The sequence below is a fragment of the Stenotrophomonas sp. Ste86 genome (assembly GCF_024519465.1).
In the GTDB taxonomy this organism is placed as follows: domain Bacteria; phylum Pseudomonadota; class Gammaproteobacteria; order Xanthomonadales; family Xanthomonadaceae; genus Stenotrophomonas.
The window spans coordinates 243,490-264,956 of sequence record NZ_JALJRW010000005.1 but is presented as its reverse complement, the minus strand read 5'-3'; the positions used below and the strand labels follow the sequence as shown (position 1 = coordinate 264,956).

Sequence of the window (21,467 nt, the reverse complement as noted above, 5' to 3'; positions counted from 1 at the left end):
CGCGTACTTCTTCCTGAAGATCCGGGCGGCCTTCCCCGGAGTTGGGTGAAGAACCAAATAAAGGAGGAGGCCGCCAGGCCGGGGGACATTTGCGCCAGGGGCCTACCGGCTGCTGCGGGGCCCTCACGCTCGCGGCATACAAGAACGAAGCCCCCCCGATCCCACACATCGCCCGGACTATCCGACCACTCGCGTATCGCCGTGAATTATCGACTGCGATGTTGGAACAAGACGCGCCAGCCCACCGGGAGGAAAACCAAAAAAAAAGCCCTTGGCTTTCACCAAGGGCTTTTCAAAGATTGGCGGAGCGGACGGGACTCGAACCCGCGACCTCCGGCGTGACAGGCCAGCATTCTAACCAGCTGAACTACCGCTCCGCGCTTGAAACTTTGCAGGCGCTCATTCTATCCGAAGATATTCAGAAAACCTACCCCGAATGCTGCTTTTCTCGAGGATTTTTTCGTAACTGGCGGAGCGGACGGGACTCGAACCCGCGACCTCCGGCGTGACAGGCCAGCATTCTAACCAGCTGAACTACCGCTCCGCACTTGAAACTTTGCAGGCGCTCATTCTATCCGAAGATATTCAGAAAACCTACCCCGAATGCTGCTTTTCTCGAGGATTTTTTCGGAACTGGCGGAGCGGACGGGACTCGAACCCGCGACCTCCGGCGTGACAGGCCAGCATTCTAACCAGCTGAACTACCGCTCCACATTTCAAACTTTTACTGGCGGTGCTGTGGTGGGTGCTGAGGGTTTCGAACCCCCGACCCTCTCCGTGTAAAGGAGACGCTCTACCGCTGAGCTAAGCACCCCAGCAAGCCGCTTAGTTTACGGCATCCTTCAGGGCTTTGCCAGCCTTGAACGACGGATTGTTCGATGCAGCGATCTTGATGGTGTCGCCGGTCTTCGGGTTGCGGCCGGTGCGGGCAGCACGTGCGCGAACCTGGAACGTACCGAAGCCCACCAGCGTCACTGCATCGCCGCCCTTCAGGGCCTTGGTGATGGACGCGATGACGGCGTCGACGGCGCGGTTGGATTCGGCCTTGGTCAGGTCGGCGGCTTCGGCAACGGCATCGATCAATTCGGTCTTGTTCATTCTGTACAGCTCCTTTGGCGGGGATTCCGCATATTCGACAGTGAAGCATCCGACCCACAATGCGGCCGGACGCCAGTGAAGTTCTCGATTCGCCGACGTCAGTGAGTGCTGACTCGCGAGTGGTGCTTTTATACCAGCGCACCACTACCCGCGCAAGCTGAAAAGCCAATAACGACGCGGGTTTCGGCGATTTCCAGATGGCGCGTCAGTGCTTGACGCGCGTCGTGGAAGCTGTCTTGCCCTTGCTGCGCACTGTGACGCGCGCCCCATCCTTTTTGGCCTTCTTGGGCGTCAGCGGTGCCTCCAGCGCCAACTCCAGCACCTCTTCGATCCACTTCACCGGAATGATCTTCAGATCGCGGGTGACGTTGGCCGGGATATCGGCCAGATCCTTGCGGTTCTCCTCCGGGATGATCACCGTGGTGATGCCACCCCGCAGCGCGGCCAGCAGCTTCTCCTTGAGTCCGCCGATGGCGGTGACGCGGCCACGCAGGGTGATCTCGCCGGTCATCGCCACTTCGGCGCGGATCGGCACCTTGGTCAGCGTGGACACCAGCGAGGTCACCATCGCGATACCTGCGCTGGGACCGTCCTTGGGCGTGGCGCCATCGGGCACGTGCACATGCACGTCGTGCTTCTGCAGGAACTCGTTGTCGATGCCCAGCCGCTCGGCACGCGAACGCACCACCGACAGTGCCGCCGACGCCGATTCCTTCATCACATTGCCCAGCTGGCCGGTCAGGATCAGCTGGCCCTTGCCCGGCACCAGGGTCGATTCGATCTGCAGCAGGTCGCCACCGACTTCGGTCCAGGCCAGGCCGGTGACCAGGCCGATCTCGTTCTGCTCTTCGGCACGGCCGAAGTCGACGCGGCGCACGCCCAGGTACTTGTCCAGGTTCTTGCCGTTGACCACCACGAGTGCTTTCTTCTTCGCGCCGGCCTTCTTGCCGACCTTTGCCGGCTTGACCGCAGCGACCGGCCCCGCCAGCGCGATGTCCTTGACCACCTTGCGGCAGATCTTGGCCACTTCGCGCTCGAGGTTGCGCACGCCGGATTCGCGCGTGTAGTAGCGCACGATGTCCTGGATGGCGTCGGCCTCGATCTCCAGCTCCTCCGGCTTGAGGCCATTGGCCTTGAGCTGCTTGGGCACCAGGTAACGCATGGCGATGTTGAGCTTTTCATCCTCGGTGTAGCCGGGGATGCGGATGACTTCCATGCGGTCCAGCAGCGGTCCGGGGATGTTGAGCGAGTTGGAGGTCGCCACGAACATCACTTCGGACAGGTCCAGATCCACTTCGAGGTAGTGGTCGTTGAACGCGTTGTTCTGCTCGGGGTCGAGCACTTCCAGCAGCGCCGAGGAGGGATCGCCGCGGAAATCCATCGACATCTTGTCGATCTCATCCAGCACGAACAGGGCGTTCTTGCTGCCGACCTTGTTGAGGTTCTGCACGATGCGGCCCGGCATCGAGCCGACATAGGTACGACGATGGCCACGGATCTCGGCCTCGTCGCGCACGCCGCCCAGGCTCATGCGCACGAACTTGCGGTTGGTCGCCTTGGCGATCGACTGGCCGAGCGAGGTCTTGCCCACGCCGGGCGGACCGACCAGGCACAGGATCGGGCCCTTCATCTGCTTCACGCGCGACTGCACCGCCAGGTATTCCAGGATGCGGTCCTTGACCTTGTCCAGACCGAAATGATCGGCGTCCAGCGTGTCCTGGGCGACCTTGAGGTCCTTGCGCACCTTGGTGCGCTTTTTCCACGGCACGCCCAGCAGCCAGTCCAGGTAGTTGCGCACGACGGCAGCTTCGGCCGACATCGGCGACATCTGCTTGAGCTTGTTGAGCTCGGCCTTGGCCTTGGTCTCCACCGGCTTGGGCATGCCCGCCTCGGCGATCTTGCGCGCCAGTTCGTCCAGCTCGCCCGGTGCATCGTCCAGGTCGCCCAGTTCCTTCTGGATGGCCTTCATCTGCTCGTTGAGGTAGTACTCGCGCTGGCTTTTTTCCATCTGCGACTTCACGCGGCCGCGGATGCGTTTTTCCATCTGCTGCACGTCGATCTCGCCGTCGACCAGGCCGACCAGCATTTCCAGGCGGTCGCCGATCTGCAGCGTTTCCAGCAGGCGCTGCTTGTCAGCCAGGCGCACGCTGATGTGCGCGGCGATGGTGTCGGCCAGGCGCGCTGGCTCGTCGATGCCGGCCAGCGTCTGCAGCAGCTCCGGCGGCAGCTTGCGATTGGTCTTGACGTACTGCTCGAACAGCGACATCAGCGAACGGGCGATCGCCTCGATCTCGCGCGGCTCGCGCGATTCGTCCGATTCGATCTCCGTGGCGATGCCGTGCAGCGCGCTCTCGCGCTCGGTGACTTCGGTGACGTTGACCCGCGACAGTCCCTCGACCAGCACCTTGATGGTGCCATCAGGCAGCTTCAGCAGCTGCAGCACCTGCGCCAGCGTGCCGACCTGGTAGAGGTCGGCGGCGGTCGGGTCATCGGTCTCGGCCGACTTCTGGGCCAGCAGCAGGATGCGCTTGTCCGCCGCCATCGCCTGCTCCAGCGCGTGCATGGACTTGTCGCGGCCGACGAACAGCGGGATGACCATGTGCGGGAACACCACCACGTCACGCAGCGGCAGTACCGGCAGGTCGAGAGTCTCAGTAGGGGAACGGGCCATGTGGGCTCCAGTGGAACAGTGGGGATGGCCTCCGGGCGCCTCGCCCGGATACAAAAAAAGCCGATGGCCTCGTTATGGGGCCATCGGCTTCTAGATGCAAGCTGTTCTGAAAAATTTCTATCAATTCAATCACTTGAACCGATTATTCAGCACCAGCCGCCTTCTGTTCAGGCGCCGGTGGCGTCTGGTAGATCAGGTACGGTTCGGACTTGTGTTCGATCACCGATTCGTCCACCACCACCTTGCTGACGTTCTCTGCCGATGGCAGGTCGTACATGGTGTCCAGCAGGACCGATTCGACGATGGTACGCAGGCCACGGGCACCGGTCTTGCGCTTGAGCGCCTTGCGGGCGATCGCGGCCAGGGCGTCCGGACGGAACTCCAGCTCGACGTGCTCCATCTCGAACAGCTTCTTGAACTGCTTGGTGATGGCGTTCTTCGGCTCGGTCAGGATCCTGACCAGGGCCGCTTCGTCCAATTCTTCCAGGGTTGCCACGACCGGCAGGCGGCCGACGAATTCCGGGATCAGGCCGAACTTGATCAGATCTTCCGGCTCGACTTCGGCCAGGATCTTGCCCACTTCCTGCTTGCGCTCGGAGCTCTTCACCTTGGCGCCGAAGCCGATGCCGCCAGCGTCGTTGGAGCGCGCCTGGATCACCTTGTCCAGCCCGGCGAACGCACCGCCGCAGATGAACAGGATGTTCTTGGTGTCCACCTGCAGGAATTCCTGCTGCGGATGCTTGCGCCCGCCCTGCGGCGGCACGCTGGCCACGGTACCTTCGATCAGCTTCAGAAGCGCCTGCTGCACGCCTTCGCCGGACACGTCGCGGGTGATCGACGGGTTCTCGCTCTTGCGCGAGATCTTGTCGATTTCATCGATGTAGACGATGCCCTGCTGTGCCTTCTCGACGTCGTAGTCGCACTTCTGCAGCAGCTTCTGGATGATGTTTTCCACGTCCTCGCCCACGTAACCGGCTTCGGTCAGCGTGGTGGCGTCGGCCATGGTGAACGGCACGTTGAGCAGGCGGGCCAGGGTTTCGGCCAGCAGCGTCTTGCCCGAACCGGTCGGACCGACCAGCAGGATGTTCGACTTCGCCAGTTCGACCTCGTCGTTCTTCTGGCGGCTCTCGATGCGCTTGTAGTGGTTGTACACAGCCACGGCCAGCGTGCGCTTGGCCCGGTTCTGGCCAATCACGTACTGATCGAGGACCTCGAGGATCTCGCGCGGCTTGGGCAGCGAACTGCGCGCCGACTGCGCCTTTTCCTCGAGTTCTTCACGGATGATGTCGTTGCACAGCTCCACGCACTCATCGCAGATGAACACGCTCGGGCCCGCAATCAGCTTGCGCACCTCATGCTGGCTCTTCCCGCAGAAAGAACAGTAGAGGATCTTGCCGGTGTCCGTGGAACGACCTTGGCGGTCTTCGCTCATGCTTCGCTTACCCAGTTACCCCACCCGCTGAACGGGGGTTCGATTCGAGAATAGCACAGGGTCAGGAGGACACCAGTCCTACCCGACCCTGCGGAAACAAGCCGGTTTGCCGGCCTGGCTGCATCATCACGCCGGGGTGATCGACTCTTCCGGACGGCGCTCGAGCACCTGGTCGACCAGACCGTAGGCCACCGCATCGGCCGCGCTCTTGAAGTTGTCGCGCTCGGTATCGCGCGCGATGGTCTCCAGCGACTGGCCGGTGTGCTTGGCCAGCACCTCGTTCAGGCGCGAACGCAGGGTCAGGATTTCACGGGCATGGATGTCGATGTCCGAGGCCTGGCCCTGGAAGCCGCCCAGCGGCTGGTGGATCATCACCCGCGAGTTGGGCAGCGCATACCGCTTGCCCGCCGCGCCGGATGCCAGCAGCAGCGCGCCCATCGAGGCGGCCTGACCGACGCAGATGGTGCTCACGTCCGGCTTGATGTATTGCATGGTGTCGTAGATCGCCATGCCGGCGGTGACTACGCCACCGGGCGAGTTGATGTAGATGCTGATGTCCTTTTCCGGGTTGTCCGCTTCCAGGAACAGCAGCTGCGCCACCACCACGTTGGCCATGTGATCGTCGATCGGGCCCACCAGGAAGATCAGACGCTCCTTCAACAGGCGCGAATAGATGTCATAGGCGCGCTCGCCGCGGCTGGTCTGTTCGACCACCATCGGAACCATGTTCAGGGCTGTGGTTCGGTTGTCCATTAGTGAGGCACCTATTTTGGGGGGAACGACCCCGCGCCGGGGCGCGGGGCGTAAAACGCAGGCCGCTTACTGGCGGATCGCGTCCTGGAACGACAGCTGTTCTTCGGTGTGCTGGGCGCGCTCGGCGATCCAGTCGATCACCTGCTCTTCCATCACACGATTCTGCAGCCCACTCATCAGCTGGGGGTCATTACGGTACATCTCAATGACCTGCTCCGGCTCTTCATAGGTGGAGGCAATCAGGCGCATGGTTTCATTCAGGCGCTTGGGGTCCAGGCGCAGGTCGTTCTTGCGGGCCACTTCGCCGACCAGCAGGCCGACCAGCACGCGCTTGGCAGCGGCGTCCTTGAAGCCTTCATGGGCGTCGGCCGGGACGTCGCCCGGGTTGCGGCCGCTGCGACGGATCTGCTCGACCTGCTGGGCCAGCATCGCACGGGCTTCGTTCTCGACCAGGCGCGGCGGCATTTCGACCGAGGCGTAGGCGGCGATCAGTTGCTCGCCCACTTCACGGCGCAGGCGGTTCATCAGCGCGCCCTTCAGTTCGCGCTCCAGGTTGGCGCGGATGTCCTTGCGGAACTGCTCCTCGTCGCCACCCTTCACGCCGAAGCTCTTGATGAACTCGGCATCCACGTCCGGCAGCACCGGCGCGGACACGTCCACCGCCTTGACGGTGACCTTGACCTGCTTGCCGGCCAGCGCCGGAACGCGCCAATCGGCCGGGAATTCGACGTCCAGGGTCTTTTCTTCGCCCTTGGCCAGGCCGATCAGGCCCTGTTCGATCTGCTCGAACATCATGCCCTGACCCACGATCACGCTGCCCTTTTCGCTGCCTTCGGCCGGCAGGCGCTCATCGCCGGCCTGGGAGAAGGTTTCCAGCGCGACCAGGTCGCCGTCCTGCGCCCCACGGGTGACCGGGCTCCAGCTGCGACGCTGTTCGCGCAGGTTGGTGATCATCTGGTCGATGTCGGCATCGTTGATGTCGGCGGTGTGGCGGACCACGGTCAGCTTGCTGACGTCGACATCGCCAAAGTCCGGAATCAGCTCGACGGTGGCCACGAAGGAGAACTCGCCTTCCTCGCCCTTGTCGATGCGCGGGGTGCCGGCAATGCGCAGCTCATGCTCGCGCAGGGCGGCATCGAAGGTCTCGCGCAGCAGGCCGTCGACGGCTTCGCTGCGGACCTGCTGGCCGAAACGCTGTTCGATCACCTTGGCCGGGATCTTGCCCGGACGGAAGCCCTTGATGCGCGCGGTGCGGGCGATTTCGCCCAGACGGCCACTGATGTGGGTCTGCAGGCGGTCTTCCGGCAGCGAGAAGGTCAGGCGGCGTTCCAGATTGCCAGTGGATTCGATCGAAGCTTGCATGTTGACTCCTGCCACCGGCGGCAACGCCCCCGGCACGATGTGATGGATGGAACGGGTTTTGAACGCGGGGTCGTTGACGCGCATGCCCGCCGCAGCCCTGTAGTTTCGCCGATATCGGCCAGCGCCGCCAGCGCAGGGCCGGAGCGGCCGTGAAGGCCTGCCCGGGCAGCATGCGGCCGTCTCCCCGGATCCGGGACGTGCCGACCATCAACCTGCCGGCCAGGGGCCGGGATGACTGGTGCGAAAGGGGGGACTCGAACCCCCACGCCTTGCGGCACTGGAACCTAAATCCAGGGCGTCTACCAATTCCGCCACTTTCGCGAGCGATACCGCTCAGCCGTCCATTGTTGCAGGGCTGGCGGGAAAGAAAAAGCCGCAAGGGCGCTATTGCGCCTGGATTGGCGCCGCGGCCTATGTGCCCTGGGCCGTCCCCGTCGGTGACGGGGCGGGCGTCGCATCCAGCAACCGTTGCGCCAGTGCCCGATAGATCGGCTGGCGGCACACCAGCGACGAGAGCGCACGCGCCAGCAGGACCGTGGCCAGGATGGGCAGCAGCATGTCGGTGTTGTCGGTCAGCTCCATGGAAATGACCGCCGAGGTCAGCGGCGCCTGGGTGATGCCGGTCAGGTAGGCGCACATGCCCAGCAGCACCACTGCCGAGGGGTCCACGCCGGGCAGCAGCGCGGCGAGGTTGTGGCCGATCCCCGCGCCGACCGCCAGCGCCGGCGAGAACAGGCCGCCCGGGATACCGGCGATATAGGACACCAGGTTGGCGGCGAACTTCATCAGCCCGAACTCGTGCCCCACCACGCCCTGCCCCTGCACAAGACCACGCGCCTGCTCGTAGCCGGTGCCAAAGGCGCCCGCGCCGAACACCAGCCCCAGCACCGCCAGCAGCAACCCGCAACCGGCGGCGAACAGCACCGGCCGCGACGCCCGCGCGCGTCCCAGCCAGCGGGGTCGGCCGTCCACGGCAGCCAATACCAGCCAGCTGAACACCCCGCCGGCCAGCCCGCCGACGACACCGCACAGCAGCACCGCCAGCCACCCCATGCCCAGCGGCAGCGTCACATCCACCCGGCCGAAATAGGTGTAATTGCCCAGCAGCCCCAGCGACACCACGCCACCGACGATCACCGCCGTCAACAGTGCGCCGGAGAAGCGATGCTCGAGCCGCCCGGACAGTTCTTCGATCGCAAACACCACGCCCGCCAGCGGCGTGTTGAACGCCGCCGCGATGCCAGCCGCGCCACCGGCCAGCAGGAAGTGGCCGGCGTGGCGCGGGTCGCGGAACCCGAGCGCGCGCCCGATCACGAACATGAGGCTTGCACCGACATGGACGGTCGGTCCTTCGCGCCCCACCGATGCACCGCCCAGCAGTGCCAGCACCGTCAACCCCAGCTTGCCTGCGGATACCGGCAGCGACAGGTTGCGCTGGCGGAATCCGGCGTCGGGCACGTCCAGTGCGGCGATCACCTGCGGGATGCCGCTGCCGCGGGTGGATTTGAGGGCGCCCTGGGTGACCCAGGCCAGCAGGCCGAATACGACCGGGGTGAGCAGCAGGGGCCACCAGGGCGATGCGTCGTAGATGCGCCGGAACAGCGCGAAGGCCGCGTCGCTGGCCTTGGCGAACACGATGGCCGCCAGCGCGACGGCGACCGCACCGCCCCACAGGGCGAAGCGTTCGAACCATTGCTGCCGCGACCCAAGCAAGCGCGTGCGCGACGAAGGTGACGGGGTATCCATGCCGATAGTGTTCCACCGGACCGATCCACGCGATGTGCAGTGACTGGCGGCAGCGGCGGCTGAATCAGTCGGTTGGCAAGGCCTGGGCGGGCTGGACGTCACCGTCGGCAAGGTCGGTACGCAGCACGGTCTGCGCGTAAGGATGGACGGGGACGTCTGCGAGCGGGATGGCAGGCACGAACGTGCCCGGCGCCATGTCATGGCGAACCACCGTGGTGGCGTACTGCGCCTGCACCGACGGCAGTGCGGCCTGCGGCGATGCGTCTGCTGCCAGCGCGGTACCGGCAAAGGCGGCCAGCAGGAGTCCGGCAAAGGTGGGAAGCGTCATCGTTGCTGCCCTCGAACAGGCGCCGTTGGCGCGGTACGTCGAGTGAAACGCGGTTGCCAGGCACAGACCGTGCGCGGCGTTGCAGGTTGGGAAAACGCCGTGACGTGTTCGGCGCGACGGGCGGCGGGAGGTCATGACAGCGACGTGCGCGATGGAGATCCTGCCGCGTTGGACCGTTGCCGAGCGTGGCTCGGCACTACCGCGTTGCGTCCCACGCGAACGCCGGGCAAGAAAAAAGCCACCTGGATGACCAGGTGGCTTTCGTCTTGGTGGGCTGTCAAGGATTCGAACCTTGGACCTATTGATTAAGAGTCAACTGCTCTACCAACTGAGCTAACAGCCCGAAAATCGGGAGGCGAATTATGCTGGATTCCCCACCAGGGATGCAAGCACTTTTTCTAAACGGATGAGAAACACCGCCCCGCGGTAGAGCCGGGCTCTGCCCGGCTGGCAGAGCTGCGATCCTGCTCGTTTTTACGAGGCTGCCGGGCGTGGCTCGGCACTACCGGTGCTTGCGGAATCGCAGGCAAGAAAAAAGCCGCCTGGCGGACCAGGCGGCTTTTGTCTTGGTGGGCTGTCAAGGATTCGAACCTTGGACCTATTGATTAAGAGTCAACTGCTCTACCAACTGAGCTAACAGCCCTGAAAACTCAGGCGCACATTGTAGCGTGTGTGCTGCCTTTTGCAACTCTGATTCACTTTCGGTGAACCAGTTTGAATCAGTGGGGTGGCTGAGGGGACTCGAACCCCCGACCACCGGAATCACAATCCGGAACTCTAACCAACTGAGCTACAGCCACCACTGAAAACTTTGCTTCCTGACGCATGCACCCGATGGTGCGCCCGACAGGAATCGAACCTGTAACCGCCGGCTTAGAAGGCCGGTGCTCTATCCAGTTGAGCTACGGGCGCCCTGGCTGGATTATCGCATTTCAATCCTGTTTTGAGCAGGCTTGGTCGGGGTAGAGGGATTCGAACCCCCGACATCCTGCTCCCAAAGCAGGCGCGCTACCAGACTGCGCTATACCCCGGTGGTAAATCCCTCGAGGTTCCCCCCGAAAGAGTCGGCTATTGTGGGAATCTGCGCAGCATCTGTCAACGCTTATTTCACGTTGCCGTACACGTCGCGTCCCGACCGCTGCGTATCGGCTATGCTCGCCGCAGCGGTCGGATGGCCGGAACCCTACCCCTTCAAGGAGATTGGCAATGCGCAGCGGCAATCCCGCACTTTCCGAATCGACGTTCCTGGATCTTGCCAGCGGCTCGGTAGTGACCTCGCCCGACCAGGCAATGACCATCAACGGCACCGTCAACAAGACCGGCCTGCTGCTGCTGTTGACCGTGCTTACCGCAGCCTTCGCCTGGAGTCAGTCGGTGGATGCCGCTGGCCTGCCGACCGGCGGGGCAATGCTGTACACCGTGGCCGGTGCGATCGGCGGCCTGGTGCTGGCACTGGTGACCATCTTCAAGAAAGAATGGTCGCCGGTCACCGCGCCGATGTACGCGCTGGTCGAAGGCCTGTTCCTGGGCGCGATCTCGGCGGTGTTCAACGCCAAGTTCCCGGGCATTGTGATGCAGGCGGTGATGCTGACCTTCGGCACGATGTTCGTGATGCTCGCGGTGTACCGCAGCGGCCTGATCAAGGTCACCGAGAACTTCAAGCTGGGCGTGGTCGCGGCCACGGGCGGCATCGCGCTGCTGTACCTGGCTTCGTTCGTGCTGAGCTTCTTCAACATCAATGTGCCGATGATCCACCAGGGCGGCTGGATGGGCATCGCCTTCAGCCTGTTCGTGGTGGTGGTGGCCGCGCTGAACCTGGTGCTGGATTTCGACTTCATCGAGAACGGCGCCGAAGCCCGCGCGCCCAAGTACATGGAGTGGTACGGCGCGTTCGGCCTGATGGTCACGCTGGTGTGGCTGTACGTGGAATTCCTGCGCCTGCTGGCGAAGATCCAGCAGCGCTGAGCCGCTCGATCCGCACCTTCAAGAGGGCGCCCCCGGGCGCCCTTTTTCATGCGCGCTCGCCAGCCGCCGGGCCCGCCCCGCCCGTCTGCCCGGCGTAATGCGCGGCCAGGTAATCCACCAGCGCGCGCACCTTCGGGGCAAGCGCACGCGCATGCGGATACAGCGCGAAGTAGCGGCGCTGTCCGGCGTGCCAGCCGGGCAGCACGCGGATCAGGCGACCGGTGCGCAGATCCTCCTGCACGGTCAACGCGGTGAACAGGCTGATGCCCATGCCCGCCAGCACGGCGGCATACAGCGCCGGGGTGGCATCCACGTGCAGTCGCTGGCCGGCCTCGACGCTGGCGCTGGCCCCGCGCGGCCCCTGCAGTTCCCAACGCGAAGCGGCACCGGCCGGACTGAAGGCCAGCAGCGCGTGTTTGTCCAGGTCAGCAGCCTGCCGCGGCAGGCCATGGGCGGCAAGGTAGGCCGGCGCGGCGACCAGGATGCGCGGGCAGCTGGCCAGTTCACGGGCAACCAATTGGCTGTCCGGCAGCGTTGCGGCGATGCGCAGCGCCAGGTCGAATCCACCGCCGACCACGTCGACCAACTGGTCGTCGGCGGAAAGATCCAGCGCCACCTGCGGATAGCGTGCAAGGAACCCCGGCAGCCAATACGGCAACTCCTGGCTGGCCACCACCTGCGGCACGCTGATCCGCAGCCGTCCGCTGGGCGTGGCCTGCCCTGCACGGGCACGGTCATCGGCCTGGTCCAACCGCTCCAGCAGCGCCACGGCCTCGCGGTAGTAATCGCGGCCGGCCTCGGTCAGCGACAGCCGTCGGCTGTTGCGGTCGAGCAACCGGACCTGCAGGTGCTCTTCCAGTTGCCGCAGTTGCCGCGACATGGCCGAGTGGGTGGTGCCCTGCCGCTCGGCGGCAGCGGTGAAACTGCCGGCGTCGACGATCGCGCGCAGCGCACGCAGGGCGGCGAAGTGATCCATCGGCAGGCAGCTCCGGTTGGCAGGGCCCGCCGGATGCGGGCCCTGCCAGCTTATCAAGCGCCGTCGCCCGACTTGCGCACCGGCAGCGCCAGGATCGCCTCGGTGGCCATGACATCGCCGAACGCGTCGTCGATCTGTGCCAGCGACGCTTCGTGCAGCGCGCGGTGGCCGATGCGCTTGCCGCCGGCCAGGTCGAGGTCGCGGCTGGCGCTGGCGTCGGAGGACACGATCACCCGATAGCCGCGCGGGGCCGCGGCCGCGTCACGGGCGGCGCCCACCACGCAGGCATGGGTCTGCAGGCCGGTGACGATCAAGGTGTCGATACCGGCGTCCTGGAGCACCTTGTCCAGCGCGGCGGCCGAGGCGCCGGCGAACACGCTCACGTTGTCCTTCTGGATCACGGTTTCGCCGCTGCGCGGCTGCATGTCGCGGTGGAAGGCCACATTGACGCTGCCCTGAGCGAACAGCGGCGCGCCAGCCGGCAGCACATGCTGCACGTGGATGACGCGGATGCCGTTGGTATCGGCGAAGTCGACCACACGACGGGCCTGGGCCAGCGCGGCCACGCCATCGGGAATGACCATGCGGCCGCCGGCAAAGCCCGGGGCGGCACTGGCGTCGAAATACTCGTTCTGGAAGTCGATCACCAGCACCGCGGTTTTTGCGGCATCCAGCGCGGTAGCGCTGGGCGCACCGGCCAGCTGGCGGATGGTGGGATGGCTCGGTTCGGCGGCAACCGCCGGGGCGATGGCGGCCATGCCGATCAGACTGGCCAGGCCAAAGGTGGTGAGGTTCATGGGAGTGCTCCTGTGCGTGGAAGGTGGGCACAGGATGCGCGCCGACCTGTGCACCCACCAGCCATCTTCCTGCACGCCATCTGTGCGGGAACCGCACAGATAAAGTTCCAGGCACGCCAACGCAACGGGGCGCCCGAAGGCGCCCCGCTGTGGATTCACCAGTGTCGCCGGACCGCTTACAGGCGGCTGGCGATGGCCTGGGCGAAGCCCATGGTGTTGCCGGTGCCGCCCAGGTCGCCGGTCAGCGAGTCCTTGGCTTCCAGCGTGGCCACGATGGCCTTCCGCAGGCGCTCGGCGTTGTCGGTCTGGCCGACATGGTCCAGCATCTGCGCGGCTGCCAGCAGCAGCGCGCACGGATTGGCCTTGCCCTGCCCGGCGATGTCCGGCGCGGTGCCGTGCACGGCTTCGAAGATCGCCGCGTTCTCACCGATGTTGGCGCCCGGGGCTAGCCCCAGGCCACCGACCAGACCGGCGCACAGGTCGGAAATGATGTCGCCGAACAGGTTGGTGGTCACGATGATGTCGAACTGTTCCGGACGCATCACCAACTGCATGCAGCAGTTGTCGACGATCATTTCCTGGAACTCGATCTCCGGGTACTTGGCCGCCACTTCGCGCGCCACGGCCAGGAACAGGCCCGAGGTCGACTTGATGATGTTGGCCTTGTGCACGGCGGTGACCTTCTTGCGGCCGGTGCTGCGGGCCAGCTCGAAGGCGTAGCGCACGATGCGCTCGGAGCCCTTGCGGGTGATGCGGGTGCCCGAGAACGCGGTCTCGCCATCGGCCGACACTTCCTGGCCTTCGGCCAGGTAGGCGCCTTCGGTGTTCTCACGCACGGTGATCAGGTCCACGCCGTCGCCGAAGCGCGACTTGGTGTTCGGGAAGGACACCGCCGGACGCACGTTGGCATACAGGTCGAAATGACGACGCAGGCTGACGTTGATCGAGGTGAAGCCGCCACCGACCGGGGTGGTCAGCGGGCTCTTCAGGGCGATCTTGTTGCGTGCGATCGATTCCAGCGTGGAGGCCGGCATCAGGTCGCCGTGCTTTTCCAGCGCGACCAGGCCGGCGTCGGCGTCTTCGTATTCAAAGCCGGTGTCCAGCTTACCGAGCACGAACAGGGTAGCGTCCATGATCTCCGGGCCGATGCCGTCGCCGCGGATGACCGTGATTTTCTGCGTCATTGATGTGTAGTCCGAACCGAGGGGGAGCGCCGTCCGTCAGCTACGCGGAGCACGGGCGCAAGGGAAGTTTCATCGGCAATTATGCCTGACCCGCCCAACGGACCCAAATCCGCCATTGGTGGTAGTGACGGCCGCTGGCCGGCAACAAGGCGGTCCCACCCCACGGTAGCCACCGACCGTCGGTCGGTAGGCACACCTTGTCGAACATGAACGAAAACCCGCCGGCGCGTCGCCGGCGTCACCCGGGACAGGCCGCACGGCGGCCCCGGACCTCAGTGTTCGTGAACGGCCGGGGCGTCCGCGCCGCCTTCGAGCTGGTCGAGGAAATCGACGGCGCGGCGCAGGTGCGGGATCACGATCGAGCCGCCGACCACCAGGCCGACCGAGAAGGTCTCGAAGAACTCTTCGCGGGTGACCCCGGCGTCCTTGCACTGGGCGACGTGGTAGCTGATGCAGTCATCGCAGCGCAGCACCATCGAGGCCACCAGGCCCAGCAGCTCTTTGGTCTTCACATCGAGCGCGCCAGCCTGGTAGGTCTGGGTGTCGAGCGCGAAGAACCGCCGCACGACCTGGTTGGGCTCGCCGAGGATGCGCTGGTTCATGCGCTGGCGGAATTCGGTGAATTCGGCGATGCGATCCTTGCTGCCGTCGTCGGCCGCGCTCATGCCGGGCCCTGCCCGGCCAGCAGCGGCTCCAGCTTGCCGGCGCGATGCAGGGCCATCATGTCGTCGTAGCCGCCCACATGGACGTCACCGACGAAGATCTGCGGCACGCTGGTGCGGCGGGTCTTGGCCATCATCTTCTCGCGCTCGACCGGATCCAGGTCGATCCGCACTTCGGTCCAGTCGCGACCCTTGCTCTTGAGGAAGTTCTTGGCAGCCACGCAGTAGGGGCAGACCGCGGTCGAATAGATGGTGATGGCAGGGGCCCCACCCGGGTTGGACGCAACATCTTGGCTCACGGGAAACTCCACGGACAAACGAGTGTCTGTACATGGTAGCTGGCTGCTGGATTTTCCACGTCATCACCGCAACACTGTGGATTAACCGCAGATTTGCATGGCGCCTGTCACGCTGCCGCCTGGTCCCCTGCCCCGCCCGTCCTGGAGCTTCGATTGCGCCCTCTGCTGCTCTCCGCCGCGCTGACTCTCGCCCTGGCCGCGCCGTTGGTGTCCGCGCAGGAGTCCAAGCTGCCCGACATCGGCTCCTCGGCCGGTGAACTGCTGACCCCGGCCCGCCAGGCCGAATACGGCGGGATGATGCTGCGCGAGCTGCGCAACTACGGCTATCTGCTGGACGACCCGCTGGTGGACGACTGGCTGCAGACCATGGGCGCCCGGCTCGGCTCCAACAGCGCCCAGCCGCGCCAGTCGTATACGTTTTTCATGCTCAAGGACCGCCAGATCAACGCCTTCGCCACCCTGGGCGGGTACGTGGGGGTCAACGCCGGCCTGGTGCTGACCGCCGAGCGTGAGGACGAGGTGGCGGCGGTGCTGTCCCACGAAATCGCCCATGTCACCCAGCAGCACGTGCTGCGCGGAGTGGAACGGGCCCAGCGCGACCAGATCCCGATCCTGCTGGGCATGCTGGCGGCGGTGGTCGCCGCGCAGCAGGCCGGCGGCAATTCCTCGGGCGATGCGACCATGGCCGCGATCACCTCCGGCATGGGGCTGATGCAGCAGCGCCAGATCAACTACACCCGCAGCAACGAATCCGAGGCTGACCGCCTGGGCATCCGCACCCTGGCCCGCAGCGGCTACGACGTGGATGCGATGGCCGGCTTCTTCGAACGCATGTCCGCCTCGATGCGCGGCAATGCCGGCGGCTACTCGGTACCGGACTTCCTGCAGACCCACCCGGTCACCACCACCCGCATCAGCGAGGCCAAGGCCCGCGCCGAGCAGATGAAGAAGGACACCGTGCTGCTCACCACCGAGGTGCCCGGCGGAGTCCGCCAGGAGCGGGTGAACCCGGCCGATCCGGCGTTGTCCGATCCGATCGTGCGCGGCAACAATCCAATGCTGCCGGCCTCGATGCAGATCTCGGTCAACAGCCTCAGCCGCGGCGCCACCGGCCAGTTCGAATGGGCACGCGAGCGCCTGCGCGTGCTCAGCGCCGATACCCCCGGCGATGTGGTGCGTGAATACGAAAACCTGCAGCGCGCGCAAAAGCAGGGGCTGACCCAACCGCAGCGCTATGGCCTGGCCCTGGCGCGGCTGCGCAACAGCGGCGCCGGCGAGGCCCGGCGCGACCTGACCGAGCTGTTGCGCGACCACCCCGACAACCTGTGGGTAGCGCTGGCGCTGGGCGAGGCCGAATCGCGTTCGGGCCAGCCGACCGAGGCCAATACGCGGTTTGAGACGCTGCTGCGCCAACACCCGGGCAGCCGTCCGGTGGCGCTGACGTACGCGGAGATCCTCAACGAACAGGGGGGCCGCGAGGCCGGCCAACGGGCCCAGGCGATGCTGCGCCCGTTGCTGTCGCAAAGCGGCAATGATCCGGTGTTCCAGCTGCGCTACGCCCGCGCCAGCGAACTGGCCGGCGATACCGTGCGCGCCAGCGAGGCCTACGCCGAAGCGGCGTTCCTGAACGGTCGCCCGGAACAGGCGCTGATGCAGCTCCAGGCGCTGAAAAAGCAGCCGGCACTGGACTACGTGGGCCGTGCCCGGGTCGATGCGCGCATCGAGAGCATCACCCCGACGGTGCTGGAAATGCGCCGCCAGGGCATCCGCGACCCCGAGCTGGAGCGGCGCTGAGCCCGCTGGCGCCCCGGCGGCATATGACGGCGCCATGGCAGTTGCAGGAAGTGTCGGCCAGGGCCGTCACAAACATGTCATGAAACCGTAGTCTACTGGGCTCAATCCCGGTCTGATAAGCAATACGGTGCCACGTGCAGAAACGCATTCTGATCGTCGATGACGAACCCGCGATCCGCGAAATGGTCGCCTTCGCCCTGCGCAAGGGCGACTACGACCCGATCCATGCCGGCGATGCCCGCGAGGCGCAGACGGCGATCGCAGACCGCGTCCCGGACCTGATCCTGCTGGACTGGATGCTGCCCGGCACCAGTGGGCTGGACCTGGCCCGACGCTGGCGCAAGGAAGCCCTCACCCGCGAGGTGCCGATCATCATGCTCACCGCGCGCGGCGAAGAGAACGATCGCGTCGGCGGCCTGGAAGCTGGTGTCGACGACTACGTGGTCAAGCCGTTCTCGGCCCGCGAGCTGCTGGCCCGCATCCGAGCGGTGATGCGCCGCGCCCGCGACGATGACGAAGACGGCAGCGTCGCGGTGGGTTCCATCCGCATCGACGGCGCCGCCCACCGCGTCTTCGCCGGTGACCAGCCGGTGCCGATCGGTCCGACCGAATACCGCCTGCTGCACTTCTTCATGACCCACCCCGAGCGTGTCTACACCCGCGCGCAGCTGCTGGACCACGTGTGGGGCGGCAGCGTGTACGTGGAAGAGCGCACCATCGACGTGCACATCCGTCGCCTGCGCAAGACCCTGGAACCGTTCGGCGCGGAAAACATGGTGCAGACCGTGCGCGGCGCCGGTTACCGGTTCTCGACCTCGACCTGAGTCTCGTCGGGCCGGTGCCTGGCCATTGCGCCCGGTGCCGGCCACTCCTGCTATAACCTTGGATCGCGTCCGAGGACCGCACCTTCTGCGAGACCGCAATGCCCCGCCACATCCGCTCTGCCTGGTTGAAAACGCTGGCCACCCTCGCCGCCCTGCTGCTCGCGGCCGGCGTGCTGGGCCTGGTGGTCGGACATGTATGGATGTGCATCGCACTGGCCTCCATCGGCGCGCTGGCCTGGCACTACTGGCGGCTGCGCCGGGTGCTGCGCGGGCTGACCGCCCGGCATCGCTGGGACATGGGGGATGGCACCGGCGTGTGGAACGAGCTGGACCGGCTGCTGTACCGCAACCAATGGGAAATGCGCACGCGCAAGCGACGCCTGCTGGACATGCTGCGCAGCTACCGCGCCGCCGCCGCCGCGCTGCCCGATGCGGTGGTGGTGGTGGACCGCAACAGCCAGCGCGTGCAGTGGTTCAACGAAGCGGCCACCTCGCTGCTCGGCCTGCACCACCCCGGCGATCTGGGCGAGGCGCTGGTGCAGCGCCTGCAGCCGATGCCGCTGGCCCACTGGCTGGCTGGCGGACGCAATGCCGAGCCGATCCTGGATGTGCCCTCGCCGGTCGATCCGGCCATCCGCCTCAACCTGCGCCTGATCCCCTATTCGCCCGATTACTGGCTGCTGATCGCCCGTGACGTAAGCAAGCTGCTGCGCCTGGAACAGGTGCGCCGCGACTTCGTGGCCAACGTCTCCCACGAGCTGCGCACGCCGCTGACGGTGGTGCACGGCTACCTGGACATGATGGAGCCCGAAGACTTCCCCGGCACCGGCCCGATGCTGGAAGAAATGCGCAAGCAGTCCCAGCGCATGGCCCAGTTGGTCGAAGACCTGCTGACCCTGTCGCGGCTGGAATCGCAGGAACACACCGAGGAAGAAGCGGTGGCGATGGCGCCGATGCTGGCCACGCTGCGCCGCGAGGCCGAGGCGCACAGCCAGGGCCGCCACCAGATCAGCGTGGTCGACAACGCCGGTATCGACCTGCAGGGCTCCAACAAGGAACTGCACAGTGCGTTCTCCAACCTGGTCACCAACGCGGTGCGCTATACCCCGGCCGGTGGCCGCATCGAGGTGGAACTGGCGCGCGAAGGCCAGGGCGCGGTGCTGTCGGTGCGCGACACCGGCTACGGCATTCCCGCCACCCACCTGCCGCGCCTGACCGAACGTTTCTACCGCGTATCGAGCAGCCGATCGCGCGAAAGCGGCGGCACCGGCCTGGGCCTGTCGATCGTCAAGCACATCCTGGGCCTGCACCACGCGCGCCTGGAGATTCAGAGCGAGGTCGGCAAGGGCAGCGTGTTCTCGTGCCACTTCGACGCCGACCAGGTGCGTGCGCGCACCGAAACGGCCTCCCTTCCTTCTGCAGAAGACTTCTCCGCATGAGCACCCTCGTCCCGATCGCCGTGCCGGTGGACAACGATCCGCTGCGCGACCCGGCGCTGTACATCAACCGCGAACTGTCGCAGCTGGACTTCAACTTCCGCGTGCTGGCCCAGGCCATGGATACGCAGGTGCCGCTGCTGGAGCGCCTGCGCTTCATGTGCATCTCCTGCACCAACTTGGACGAGTTCTTCGAGATCCGCGCCGCCGCCGTGCGCCACGCGCAGGAGTTCGGCCTGCCTCCGGCACCGGACGGGATGACCCCGCAGGCGATCCTCAACTCGATCCACGACCGCGCCGCGCAACTGGTGGACCAGCAGTACCGCTGCTGGAACGAGACGCTGCGCCCGGCGCTGCACGAGGCCGGCATCGACGTGCTCGGGCGCCACTCCTGGAACCACCGTCAGAAGCGCTGGCTGCGCGCGTTCTTCCGCAACGAGATCATGCCGGTGCTGTCGCCGCTGGGCCTGGACCCGTCGCATCCGTTCCCGAAGATCCTCAACAAGTCGCTGAACATTGTGGTGGTGCTCAAGGGCACCGACGCGTTCGGGCGCGCCGGCCACCTGGCGATCGTGCGCGCGCCGCGTTCGCTGCCGCGCATCATCCAGCTGCCGGAAAAACTCGGCGGCCCGCAGACCTATGTGTTCCTGTCCTCGGTGCTCTCCACCTTCGTCGATGAGCTGTTTCCGGGCATGGAAGTCCAGGGGGCCTACCAGTTCCGCGTCACCCGCAACTCCGAGCTGGTGGTGGACGAGGAAGAAGTGGAGAACCTGGCACTGGCGCTGCGCGACGAGCTGGTCGACCGCGGCTACCGGCCGGCGGTGCGCCTGGAGATCGCCCAGGACTGCCCGCGCGACATCGTGCGCACGCTGCTGCAGAACTTCGGCCTGACCGAGAACGCGGTGTACCGCATCGACGGCCCGGTCAACCTCAACCGCGTGATCCAGCTGTACGACCTGCTGGCCCGCCCGGAACTGAAATACCCCACGCTCAACCCGCGCGTGCTGCGCGATGGCGACGGCATCTTCGACGTGGTGTCGCGCAAGGACGTGCTGCTGCACCATCCCTTCGATGCATTCACCCCGGTGCTGGACCTGATCAAGCAGGCCGCGGTGGATCCCAACGCGCTGGCGATCAAGCAGACGCTGTACCGCACCGGCAAGGATTCGCAGATCGTCGATGCGCTGATCCAGGCCGCGCGCAACGGCAAGGACGTGACCGTGGTGGTCGAGCTGCGCGCGCGCTTCGATGAGGAAGCCAACCTGGGCCTGGCCGATCGCCTGCAGGAAGCCGGCGTGCAGGTGGTGTACGGCGTGGTCGGCTACAAGACCCACGCCAAGATGCTGCTGATCGTGCGCCGCGAAGGCCGCAAGCTGCGCCGCTACGTGCACCTGGGCACCGGCAATTACCACAGCGGCACCGCGCGCGCGTACACCGACCTGAGCCTGATCACGGCCGATCCGGATATCGGCAACGACGTGCACCTGCTGTTCCAGCAGTTGTCCGGGCTGGCGCCGCGGACCAAGCTCAAGCGCCTGCTGCAATCGCCGTTCACCCTGCACCCGGGACTGCTGCAGCGCATCGATCGCGAAACCCGGCTGGCCGCCAGTGGTCGCCCGGGCCGGATCATCGCCAAGATGAACGCCCTCAACGAACCGCAGATGATCCGCGCGCTCTACGCCGCCTCGCAGGCCGGTGTGCAGATCGACCTGATCGTGCGCGGCGCCTGCACGCTGCGCCCGGGCGTGCCGGGGGTGTCGGACAACATCCGCGTGCGCTCGATCGTTGGCCGCTTCCTCGAACACAGCCGGGTCTACTGGTTCGGCAACGATGGCGCCGCCGAACTGTACTGCGCCAGCGCCGATTGGCTGGAACGCAACCTGCTGCGGCGGGTGGAGACCTGCTTCCCGATCCTGGACCCGGAGCTGGCGCGAAAGGTGTACCGCGATGTGCTGCAGAACTACCTGGACGACAACCTCAATGCCTGGGAACTGCAGGCCAACGGCGAGTACGCCAAGTGCACCCCGGGCCACGACGAGCCGCCGCACTCGGCCCAGATGACGTTGATGCAGGGTCTGTAGGTGTACGCGTCATCGCATGCGCGCTGCGGCCCCACGGCTTGCTACGCAGGCCGCTGGGC

The 21,467-nt window shown here is 65.8% G+C and carries 17 protein-coding genes and 10 tRNA genes; 5 read left to right on the top strand and 22 right to left on the bottom strand.

Annotation, left to right across the window (positions count from 1 at the left end; genetic code table 11):
- Positions 1–300: 300 nt before the first annotated feature.
- The 17 genes from NR101_RS07850 to NR101_RS07770 all read right to left on the bottom strand — a co-directional run bounded on the left by NR101_RS07850 (position 301) and on the right by NR101_RS07770 (position 10,421).
- Positions 301–377 (bottom strand) — tRNA-Asp (locus tag NR101_RS07850).
- Between the two features lie 90 nt (positions 378–467).
- Positions 468–544 (bottom strand) — tRNA-Asp (locus tag NR101_RS07845).
- 90 nt (positions 545–634) lie between these two features.
- Positions 635–711: transfer RNA gene (locus tag NR101_RS07840), tRNA-Asp, on the bottom strand.
- Positions 712–739: 28 nt separating this feature from the next.
- Positions 740–814 (bottom strand) — tRNA-Val (locus NR101_RS07835).
- Between the two features lie 11 nt (positions 815–825).
- Positions 826–1,098 carry an HU family DNA-binding protein gene (locus NR101_RS07830; protein WP_038690141.1) on the bottom strand — a complete coding sequence of 91 codons (273 nt, stop codon included), beginning with the start codon at positions 1,096–1,098 and terminating at the stop codon, positions 826–828.
- Between the two features lie 205 nt (positions 1,099–1,303).
- Positions 1,304–3,769: an endopeptidase La gene (lon, locus tag NR101_RS07825; protein ID WP_256776282.1), complete on the bottom strand. Its 2,466-nt coding sequence runs from the start codon at positions 3,767–3,769 to the stop codon at positions 1,304–1,306.
- 142 nt (positions 3,770–3,911) lie between these two features.
- The gene (gene clpX, locus NR101_RS07820; protein ID WP_256776281.1) at positions 3,912–5,201 is read right to left on the bottom strand and encodes an ATP-dependent Clp protease ATP-binding subunit ClpX; all 1,290 of its coding nucleotides are present in this window, start codon (positions 5,199–5,201) and stop codon (positions 3,912–3,914) included.
- A gap of 126 nt (positions 5,202–5,327) precedes the next feature.
- Entirely contained in the window at positions 5,328–5,954 is a 627-nt protein-coding gene (gene clpP, locus NR101_RS07815; RefSeq protein ID WP_256776280.1) for an ATP-dependent Clp endopeptidase proteolytic subunit ClpP, read from the bottom strand.
- A 66-nt stretch (positions 5,955–6,020) separates the two neighbouring features.
- Positions 6,021–7,316 (bottom strand): trigger factor, encoded by a 1,296-nt coding sequence (gene tig / locus NR101_RS07810; protein ID WP_256776279.1) that lies wholly within the window; start codon positions 7,314–7,316, stop codon positions 6,021–6,023.
- A gap of 236 nt (positions 7,317–7,552) precedes the next feature.
- A tRNA-Leu gene (locus NR101_RS07805) sits at positions 7,553–7,637 on the bottom strand.
- Positions 7,638–7,727: 90 nt separating this feature from the next.
- The gene (locus tag NR101_RS07800; protein ID WP_256776278.1) at positions 7,728–9,062 is read right to left on the bottom strand and encodes a chloride channel protein; all 1,335 of its coding nucleotides are present in this window, start codon (positions 9,060–9,062) and stop codon (positions 7,728–7,730) included.
- A gap of 64 nt (positions 9,063–9,126) precedes the next feature.
- Complete coding sequence (locus NR101_RS07795) at positions 9,127–9,390, bottom strand: hypothetical protein (protein WP_256776277.1); 264 nt, start codon at positions 9,388–9,390, stop codon at positions 9,127–9,129.
- Between the two features lie 267 nt (positions 9,391–9,657).
- Positions 9,658–9,733, bottom strand: a tRNA-Lys gene (locus NR101_RS07790).
- 224 nt (positions 9,734–9,957) lie between these two features.
- Positions 9,958–10,033, bottom strand: a tRNA-Lys gene (locus tag NR101_RS07785).
- Positions 10,034–10,113: 80 nt separating this feature from the next.
- A tRNA-His gene (locus tag NR101_RS07780) sits at positions 10,114–10,190 on the bottom strand.
- A 35-nt stretch (positions 10,191–10,225) separates the two neighbouring features.
- A tRNA-Arg gene (locus NR101_RS07775) sits at positions 10,226–10,302 on the bottom strand.
- Between the two features lie 42 nt (positions 10,303–10,344).
- Positions 10,345–10,421 (bottom strand) — tRNA-Pro (locus tag NR101_RS07770).
- 175 nt (positions 10,422–10,596) lie between these two features.
- On the opposite strand from NR101_RS07770, the gene NR101_RS07765 reads away from it, so the two are divergent.
- Positions 10,597–11,355 carry a Bax inhibitor-1/YccA family protein gene (locus NR101_RS07765; protein ID WP_256776276.1) on the top strand — a complete coding sequence of 253 codons (759 nt, stop codon included), beginning with the start codon at positions 10,597–10,599 and terminating at the stop codon, positions 11,353–11,355.
- 46 nt (positions 11,356–11,401) lie between these two features.
- Here NR101_RS07765 and NR101_RS07760 read toward each other — a convergent pair whose 3' ends face one another.
- The 5 genes from NR101_RS07760 to grxC all read right to left on the bottom strand — a co-directional run bounded on the left by NR101_RS07760 (position 11,402) and on the right by grxC (position 15,273).
- The gene (locus NR101_RS07760) at positions 11,402–12,331 is read right to left on the bottom strand and encodes a LysR family transcriptional regulator (protein ID WP_256776274.1); all 930 of its coding nucleotides are present in this window, start codon (positions 12,329–12,331) and stop codon (positions 11,402–11,404) included.
- A 53-nt stretch (positions 12,332–12,384) separates the two neighbouring features.
- Positions 12,385–13,128 carry a cysteine hydrolase gene (locus NR101_RS07755; protein ID WP_256776273.1) on the bottom strand — a complete coding sequence of 248 codons (744 nt, stop codon included), beginning with the start codon at positions 13,126–13,128 and terminating at the stop codon, positions 12,385–12,387.
- A 176-nt stretch (positions 13,129–13,304) separates the two neighbouring features.
- Complete coding sequence (locus NR101_RS07750; protein WP_256776272.1) at positions 13,305–14,312, bottom strand: isocitrate dehydrogenase; 1,008 nt, start codon at positions 14,310–14,312, stop codon at positions 13,305–13,307.
- Between the two features lie 272 nt (positions 14,313–14,584).
- Positions 14,585–14,977 carry a carboxymuconolactone decarboxylase family protein gene (locus NR101_RS07745; RefSeq protein WP_256776270.1) on the bottom strand — a complete coding sequence of 131 codons (393 nt, stop codon included), beginning with the start codon at positions 14,975–14,977 and terminating at the stop codon, positions 14,585–14,587.
- The gene (gene grxC, locus NR101_RS07740) at positions 14,974–15,273 is read right to left on the bottom strand and encodes a glutaredoxin 3 (RefSeq protein WP_256776269.1); all 300 of its coding nucleotides are present in this window, start codon (positions 15,271–15,273) and stop codon (positions 14,974–14,976) included. Before grxC ends, NR101_RS07745 begins: the two co-directional genes overlap by 4 nt.
- A 153-nt stretch (positions 15,274–15,426) precedes the next feature.
- Between grxC and NR101_RS07735 the strand changes: the two genes are divergently transcribed.
- From NR101_RS07735 to ppk1, 4 genes are all read left to right on the top strand, one after another.
- On the top strand, positions 15,427–17,067 hold the full coding sequence (locus tag NR101_RS07735) for a M48 family metalloprotease (RefSeq protein ID WP_256776268.1): 1,641 nt from the start codon (positions 15,427–15,429) through the stop codon (positions 17,065–17,067).
- 134 nt (positions 17,068–17,201) lie between these two features.
- Complete coding sequence (phoB, locus tag NR101_RS07730) at positions 17,202–17,891, top strand: phosphate regulon transcriptional regulator PhoB (RefSeq protein WP_068849561.1); 690 nt, start codon at positions 17,202–17,204, stop codon at positions 17,889–17,891.
- Positions 17,892–17,989: 98 nt separating this feature from the next.
- Positions 17,990–19,330 carry a phosphate regulon sensor histidine kinase PhoR gene (phoR, locus tag NR101_RS07725; protein WP_256776267.1) on the top strand — a complete coding sequence of 447 codons (1,341 nt, stop codon included), beginning with the start codon at positions 17,990–17,992 and terminating at the stop codon, positions 19,328–19,330.
- Positions 19,327–21,408 (top strand): polyphosphate kinase 1, encoded by a 2,082-nt coding sequence (ppk1, locus tag NR101_RS07720; protein WP_256776266.1) that lies wholly within the window; start codon positions 19,327–19,329, stop codon positions 21,406–21,408. The genes phoR and ppk1 overlap by 4 nt, the downstream gene beginning before the upstream one ends.
- The last annotated feature ends 59 nt before the right edge of the window (positions 21,409–21,467 follow it).